The following is a 7,037-nucleotide window of genomic DNA, read 5'->3' as shown; positions in this document are numbered from 1 at the left end:
CTGACCTACGAGACAGAGCGCTCTTATCCAAATGGTTCAAAGCGGCGTGTGCTGCGAAGCTCCGTCTGGAAACACGACGGGCTCAAGTGGCAAATGTTTTTCCATCAAGGCACGATCAGGCCGTAGCGACGTCTGTGTGGTGCATCAGCGAGCGATACCAGGCGCCATGACCGGCCCTCGGAGGCTTCGGTGGTCGGCGTCATCGTTCTCGCGTGCGCGGAGCAAATATTTGCAAGGTAGGCGCCGCACCTAAATTGGAGAGTCGGAGCAATTTTGATCTTGCAGGCTCTGGAGCGACGCGTCGAGGCTGAGGGTCAGGCCTGTCGGGGCATAATCAACAGAGACTTTTCCGAACGCAGACAGGCTGGAATTGATGAGCCGGGAGCCGAAGCCCCTCCTTTTCGGAGCTTCCACAGTCGGACCGCCGCGCTCTCGCCAACGGAGGTCGAGGTGGTCGGCGCCCGCTTCCTGACGCAGAGACCACTCGATTTCGATCACTCCGGTATCAACCGACAGGGCCCCGTATTTCGTCGCGTTCGTGACAAGCTCGTGCAGCACGAGAGAGAACGCTAACACCGCCTGGGGGGTCAGCGTGACTGTGGGACCACTTGCTTTGAGACGGTCCGGCCCAAGTCCGAGATTGACTGCGGTCGCCTCGACGATCGTGTCCATGGTCGCTGACAGCCAGTTCTTCTGCAGCAAAATGTCATGCGCGTGGGCATAGGCGTTGATGCGCGCCGATATCGACTGCTCCGCATCCTCCATGCCGACGGCGCTTCTGAACGACTGGCTGATAATGGCCTGGACGACGGCCAGCGTATTCTTGATGCGATGCGAGAGCTCGTGCATAAGGACGCGTTGTCGCTGCTCATTTTCTCGCTGCTCAGTTCGATCCCTGAGAATCTTCACGAAACCTTCGAGTTCGCCATCATCCGACCTCAGCGCCATGAGCTGGCCTGATGCCCAGAATAACGAGCCGTCCTTTCGGACGTGCCATCGTTCATCGTCTCCGTGGCCCGCGGTCAAAGCAGCGGTCATTTCCCGCTGGGGAACCCCAGCCTCGCGGTCTGCCTGCGTGAAAATTGCGCCGACGGGCTGGCCAATGATTTCAGTGTCGTCCCATCCGAGGATCCTGCGGGCTCCCTCATTCCATGTGGTCACCCTGTGATCGAGATCCACGGAGATGATCGCATATTCGATGGCACTCTGGAGGATGGCTTCGAGGAAGCGTTCCCTGGCGCGACTGGAATTGGAAAAGGGGGTCTTGACCATATTGCGCCGTATCCATCAAGCCACGAGCGGGTGACCTTAATACTATACCGGACACTGCCGCATTACCATCGAAGCCGTGATGTTCCCGTAAGTATGGTCTCCCCGGCAAACAGAGGCGGACGAGACTATTCGAACATGCCCGCAGTCATTCCGTGCAGCGGAGGAACTATATCTTATCGGTAGCGTTTTGCCGGGACACTCAAGATCCTGGGAGGATAACATGAAAATACTGGTCATCTCTGCCGCATCGCTGTTTCTGTCACTTGGGGGAGCGGCGGTCGCGCAGACGACGACGGTCGTCGTCCCTGGCGAGGTCAAAACCTATGTCATGAAACAGGAAACGCCATCCGCCACGTTTGAAGGTGACGTTGCAGTCGGTACGGCGCTTCCTGACACAGTCGAGATCCACACAATCCCTGATCAACCTGATTACGGTTATGTGGTCGTCAACAAGAAGCGTGTGCTCGTCAATCCGAAGACCCGCGCGGTAATCGAAGTCTACCAGTAACTTGAAAGAATCGCGGGCCTGCTTCAGGCTCGCGGTTCCCCAGTCATTCCACCTTCGTCTCAAACGCGATTCGCTCGGGGCTAAGAGTTGAACTCAGCGTCGCATCCACCGCAGTCAGTCGCATCAGGTGACGGCGTAGCCGCGGCGTCTCCTTTGGGCATTCGGATGCGAGGACGTCGGACATTCCCGAGTCAGCCTTCGTGGAGTTCTTCGCCACCGGGATGAGCAACAGGTCGCCGACAGCGATGAAGGGTTCGTCTGCAATCAAAGCATTCAAGAGGCCACCTTGGCGTCAGCCTTTTGTGCATGGTGCCCGTCACCCGTCGCCGCCTCGGGGTTGGCCTAAAGAAAGGCCGTCCCTGCCATGCCGACTACGGCGCCACACATCGCAAGGCAGGTCGCCCATCCGAGAATTTTCAAAATCTTGCCAATCACAAACTGTTTCATGATCGTTTGGTCCGAGGCGATCAGCATCAGGACGACCATGACTGGAACGGCAACAACGCCGTTTATGACCGCGCTCCAAAACAGCGCCGTCATTGGTTGTATCGGCGTAAAGTTAAGCACCATGCCGACAATCGTAGCCACCGCGACGGTGGTATAGAAGGCCTTTGCCTCGCGAGGCTCACGAGAAAGGCCAACCTTCCAATGCGCCACTTCGCTTACGGCGTACGCTGCCGACCCGGCAAGGACAGGCACGGCCAGTAGTCCGGTTCCAATGATGCCAGTCGCAAAGATGACTTCGGCGAACTTCCCCGCCAGTGGTTCGATGGCCTTCGCGGCGTCGACGGAGTTCTCGATGTTCGTCACGCCAGCCTTGTTCAGGGTCGCAGCGGTCGTTGTCATGATGGCGAGCGCGACGATATTCGATGCAGCCATGCCGATCAGCGTGTCCAGCGTAATGCGTTCATTGGCTGCCTTCGCTTCCCGCGGATGTTCGATCAATGGTTCTGCGTCAGGCTTTTCCTTCAAGTCTTCCGCCTCCTGAGAGGCCTGCCAAAAAAACAGATAGGGACTTATCGTCGTCCCAAAGATCGCGACGATCACCGACCAGTATTTTGGGCCGGACGTGAAACTTGGGATGAACAAACCTCGCGCAAAGCTTGCCCAGTCGATATGGACGACGAAAAGCGTGGCGATGTAGGAAAGCAATGCCAGGCTCAGCCATTTGAGGAAGGCGACGTAACGTTCATATTTAACGAATACCTGGAGAAGGATGCATGTGGTGCCGAATGCGACGACGTAGATAAGCGCATACCCTCCCAAAAGCAGATGCGCCGCATCTCCCATGGCGCCGAGGTCCGCACCGATGTTGATGATATTGGCAACTAATAGCGGCCCGGTAATCGCGATCCCCACCCATGGCGGGTAGCAGCGCACAATGCTTCCTGCCAATCCGCGTCCCGTGGTCCTTCCGATCCGCGCGCTGATCATCTGGACGGCGACCATTAACGGATACGTCAACAGCAAAGTCCAGTTCGTAACATAACCGAACTGTGCCCCTCCCTGGGAATATGTTGCTATTCCGCTTGGGTCGTCGTCCGATGCGCCTGTAATGAGGCCAGGTCCCAGGATTTCAAGCAGGCGTGATTTCGAAGGTTCAGGGGCGGCGCTTCTTTCGTCTATACGATGTTCGCTCACAGCGGCCTCATAATATCCCACGCCGTCTCAAGCGGTTCTGCCGCCGGCTCGGTGCAAATAAATCGCTGGCGGTCTCGTTTGTTCCACCGCTCGGCTGAGCCGGTCCGCTGCCCTGGAACAACGCACTTTCTTCCGACGTTACCGGGTCGTGGCATATGGAGCGGCAATAATGGATCTCGGGCTGACCAATAAGCGTGTCCTCGTAACAGGAGGCAATTCCGGTCTGGGCGCTGCGATCGCGAAGGCATTCGCTGCCGAGGGGGCACGAGTTGCGATCAACTATCTGGTCAACCCAAAACAAGCCGATATGTTCGTCGAGGAAGTCACCGTCGAAGGTGGCGAGGCTCGTCAACTGAGGGCCGATATCAGCGACCCCAAAGCGGTCGAGGCAATGTTCGCTGCCATCGACGATACCTGGGGCGGTCTCGACATACTGGTAAACAATGCCGGCATCGACGGCGAACGCGCGCTCGGCTGGGAAGCCGATACAGATGCCTGGAGCAAGGTCGTCGAGATCAACTTGATGGGAACATATTTGTGCGCGCGCGAAGCCCTGAAACGCATGGTCGCTCAAAAGTCGGGTGTGGTACTCAACACCACAAGCGTTCATGAGGTGATCGCCTGGGCCGGCTATAGCGCCTATACGGCTAGCAAGGCGGGTGTCTCTATGATGTCCAAATCGCTGGCGCAGGAAGCGGCGCCGCATGGGGTTCGCGTTCTTTGCATCGCGCCGGGGGCGATCCGTACGCCAATCAATCAGGCAGTCTGGCAGGATGCCCAGGGTTATAGGGATTTGCTTACGAAGATCCCACTGGGCCGTATAGGCGAGCCCGAGGATGTTGCAAACATCGCCATCATGCTGGCTTCTGATGCCGCCAGCTACGTCACCGCGACGACGATCTTTGTGGATGGCGGCATGACCGACTACCCCTCCTTTGCGCATGGCGGGTGATAGGGACATGGCCGGGCGCATCGAAGACTACGGGCTAATTGGAAATATGCTGTCCGCCGCGCTTGTGAGTAAGGATGGATCGATCGACTGGTTATGCCTGCCGCGTTTCGATTCACCTGCTTGCTTCGCCGCACTTCTCGGCACCGCCGATAACGGCCGCTGGAAGATCGCGCCAGTGGGTAGAAGGAAAACAAGCCGGCGCTACGTTCCCGACACTGCAATTTTGGAAACCCGGTTCGAAACGGCGACCGGCGTCGTTACGCTCACTGATTTTATGCCGATCAATGAAGGCGACCGCCATGTGGATGTGGTCCGCATCGTGACCGGTGTTTCGGGCACTGTCGACATGGAGATGGAACTCGTGCTCCGGTTCGAAAACGGGCAGGCTGTGCCGTGGGTGCGGCGCAAGGACTACGGCCTGAGCGCGATCGCCGGCCCCAACGCAGTGGAACTTCATACTGATCTGAAGCTCAAGGGCCGCAACATGAAGACCTACGCCCGCTTCTCCGTTGCGGCCGGCGACGCGGTGCCGTTGACGATGTCGTATCATCCTTCCAGCGACCAGCCACACTTTGTCCGCGATCGCCACGAGGAACTCGATCGAGCGACAACCTGGTGGCGGGAATGGGTGAAGCACGGCAGCTTTGAAGATATGCCGGAAGTCTGGCGCGCGCCGGTGGTCCGCTCGCTCATCACGCTCAAGATGCTGATTTATGCCCCGACGGGCGGGATTGTCGCTGCGCCGACCACCTCGCTTCCCGAGAAGATCGGAGGGACACGAAATTGGGACTATCGTTACTGCTGGCTGCGCGATTCAGCACTGACGCTTTATGCGTTGCTAAATTCGGGATATCGCCAAGAGGCAGAGGATTGGCGGAAATGGCTGCTGCGCGCAGTTGCGGGTGCTCCGGAACAGCTTCAGATCATGTACGGGATCGCGGGGGAGCGTTGGCTCCCCGAGTTCGAAGTGTCGTGGCTCAAAGGATATGAGGGAAGCATTCCGGTCAGGATCGGCAACGCCGCTGCCAGTCAGGTGCAAATCGACGTCTATGGCGAACTCATCGATACCCTCAACGCAGCGCGCGATGCCGAGCTGCAGTCGCAAGAGGAGGCCTGGCGGCTGCAAAAGGTACTTCTTGCTCACTTGGTGACTGCTTGGCAGACGCCGGATCACGGAATTTGGGAAGTGCGTGGGCCAGCGCGCGCATTCACCCACTCGCGCATGATGGCCTGGGTGGCATTCGACCGCGCCGTCATCTGCACGGAGCGGTACGGGCTTGAAGGCCCGGTGGCGAAGTGGCGTGAGGTGCGCCAACAAATTCATGAGGAAATTTGCGCCAGCGGCTTCGATGAGAAAAAGAACAGCTTTGTCCAATATTACGGCGGTGACACGCTAGATGCGAGCCTGCTGCTGATGCCCCAGGTGGGCTTTTTACCAGCCGACGACCCGCGCATCATTGGTACAATCGCTGCAGTTGAGCGGGAGCTCCTGCAGGGCGGCCTGGTCATGCGCTATTCGACGAACCGGACCGACGACGGTGTCGGTGGCAGGGAAGGAGCATTTCTGGCCTGCAGCTTCTGGCTGGTTGATGCTTATGTGCTCACTGGGCGGCGGCGGGATGCGCAGAACTTGTTCGACCACTTGCTCAGTCTTCGTAACGACCTAGGCCTACTCTCAGAAGAGTTCGACGTCGTCGGTCGGCGCCTTCTCGGCAATTTCCCTCAGGCTTTTTCGCACATCGGCCTGATTAACACCGCGCACAACCTGGTCAGCGCGGGAGGACCGGCGCGGCAGCGTGCTGAAAAGACCGCCCCGAGCAAGCCACGCAAGGTTTCCCCAGATGCGCTGTAAGGCGCTCTTTATCGGAACGCGGAGGGAGCACTGGTGCAGCCCCTCAGCGCCGAAACCGGCACTGGGGTCAATCTTGCGGCGGGCGTCTCGCGCCTTGAGCTTCGCCGTCGACGCGCCGCCCGCCCATGTGGTTTTGCCGTGGGTTCATCGGGTCTTTTCGAACTTCAAGCGATGGAGCTACGGAACATTTCACGGATTGAGGGACAAGCATATCGACATCTACGCCAACGAGTTCGTCTTCAGATGGAACCGAAGGCGGCACTTCCAGAGCAATATCGACACGATGTTGGGCCTCGGGCGGCGGATTGGATGCATCACTTGGCGCGACGTCGTCGGAGACACCTGAAAGTGGAAGCACGACCATCAAGCCCAGGTGCTGGCGATGGTCGATCCAGAGCGACTGAAGCGGGCCGAGCAGTATGCCTTCGATAACGGCATGGATATCTTCGACGCGCTGGACGATATTAGGCGCGAGGAAAAACGGCATAAGTATCATCGCCGTCAGCCAGAGCGTCCTGCGCTACCGCCAAGACGGCACGGCGAGCAAAGAAATACCCGGCGATACATCCATCCGCCAAGCTTGGCTCCAACGGAGACGGCCATCGGTTATCTGCGGCATATCCCCATCGGATCGAAGATTACCGGATCGGGCAAGAGATTGATGGCCTAGCGTAGCTCGCCGAGCACTAGAGCGCGTCCGTTGAACGCGGAATCAGGTTGAGGGTTTCCTTAAAGGCTAAACTCTGATTCCATCGCTCCGACTGGTGATTTGGTCGGAGGTAAAATGACCCGAGCTTTCAGTGATGATTTGC

Annotated in this window: 8 protein-coding genes; 5 read left to right on the top strand and 3 right to left on the bottom strand. The window is 58.3% G+C overall.

From position 1 onward, the window contains the following. Positions 1–249: 249 nt before the first annotated feature. A complete protein-coding gene (locus tag HJB84_RS33305) occupies positions 250–1,272 on the bottom strand; it encodes a sensor histidine kinase (RefSeq protein ID WP_221117971.1) in 1,023 nt (340 codons plus the stop codon). Positions 1,273–1,492: 220 nt separating this feature from the next. Between HJB84_RS33305 and HJB84_RS33300 the strand changes: the two genes are divergently transcribed. Further along, entirely contained in the window at positions 1,493–1,780 is a 288-nt protein-coding gene (locus HJB84_RS33300; RefSeq protein ID WP_221117970.1) for a DUF1236 domain-containing protein, read from the top strand. A 43-nt stretch (positions 1,781–1,823) separates the two neighbouring features. Here the strand turns inward: HJB84_RS33300 and HJB84_RS33295 are convergent, their stop codons facing one another. Both HJB84_RS33295 and HJB84_RS33290 read right to left on the bottom strand, forming a co-directional pair. Beyond that, entirely contained in the window at positions 1,824–2,057 is a 234-nt protein-coding gene (locus HJB84_RS33295; protein WP_221117972.1) for a hypothetical protein, read from the bottom strand. 65 nt (positions 2,058–2,122) lie between these two features. Further along, a complete protein-coding gene (locus HJB84_RS33290; protein WP_311044373.1) occupies positions 2,123–3,421 on the bottom strand; it encodes a divalent metal cation transporter in 1,299 nt (432 codons plus the stop codon). Positions 3,422–3,590: 169 nt separating this feature from the next. On the opposite strand from HJB84_RS33290, the gene HJB84_RS33285 reads away from it, so the two are divergent. The 4 genes from HJB84_RS33285 to HJB84_RS33270 are packed head-to-tail and all read left to right on the top strand — an operon-like array spanning position 3,591 to position 6,895. Continuing rightward, positions 3,591–4,373, top strand: a complete 783-nt coding sequence (locus tag HJB84_RS33285; RefSeq protein WP_221117967.1) for a glucose 1-dehydrogenase — start codon at positions 3,591–3,593, stop codon at positions 4,371–4,373. Between the two features lie 7 nt (positions 4,374–4,380). After that, a complete protein-coding gene (locus HJB84_RS33280; protein WP_221117966.1) occupies positions 4,381–6,225 on the top strand; it encodes a glycoside hydrolase family 15 protein in 1,845 nt (614 codons plus the stop codon). Then, on the top strand, positions 6,215–6,571 hold the full coding sequence (locus HJB84_RS34235; protein WP_405049173.1) for a transposase: 357 nt from the start codon (positions 6,215–6,217) through the stop codon (positions 6,569–6,571). Before HJB84_RS33280 ends, HJB84_RS34235 begins: the two co-directional genes overlap by 11 nt. 36 nt (positions 6,572–6,607) lie before the next feature. Then, the gene (locus HJB84_RS33270; protein WP_221117964.1) at positions 6,608–6,895 is read left to right on the top strand and encodes a hypothetical protein; all 288 of its coding nucleotides are present in this window, start codon (positions 6,608–6,610) and stop codon (positions 6,893–6,895) included. Positions 6,896–7,037 lie beyond the last annotated feature (142 nt).

Origin of the sequence: Rhizobium sp. NZLR1b (genome assembly GCF_019685155.1) — a bacterium.
Classification (GTDB): Bacteria; Pseudomonadota; Alphaproteobacteria; order Rhizobiales; family Rhizobiaceae; genus Rhizobium.
The sequence above is the reverse complement of the archived record's forward strand: the minus strand, read 5'-3'. Positions and strand labels throughout refer to the sequence as shown.

Excerpts from the sequence above, each read along its gene's own strand:
- HJB84_RS33305 (WP_221117971.1), bottom strand. The coding sequence starts at position 1,272 with ATGGTCAAGACCCCCTTTTCCAATTCCAGTCGCGCCAGGGAACGCTTC.
- HJB84_RS33300 (WP_221117970.1), top strand. The coding sequence starts at position 1,493 with ATGAAAATACTGGTCATCTCTGCCGCATCGCTGTTTCTGTCACTTGGG.
- HJB84_RS33285 (WP_221117967.1), top strand. The coding sequence starts at position 3,591 with ATGGATCTCGGGCTGACCAATAAGCGTGTCCTCGTAACAGGAGGCAAT.
- HJB84_RS33280 (WP_221117966.1), top strand. The coding sequence starts at position 4,381 with ATGGCCGGGCGCATCGAAGACTACGGGCTAATTGGAAATATGCTGTCC.
- HJB84_RS34235 (WP_405049173.1), top strand. The coding sequence starts at position 6,215 with ATGCGCTGTAAGGCGCTCTTTATCGGAACGCGGAGGGAGCACTGGTGC.
- HJB84_RS33270 (WP_221117964.1), top strand. The coding sequence starts at position 6,608 with ATGGTCGATCCAGAGCGACTGAAGCGGGCCGAGCAGTATGCCTTCGAT.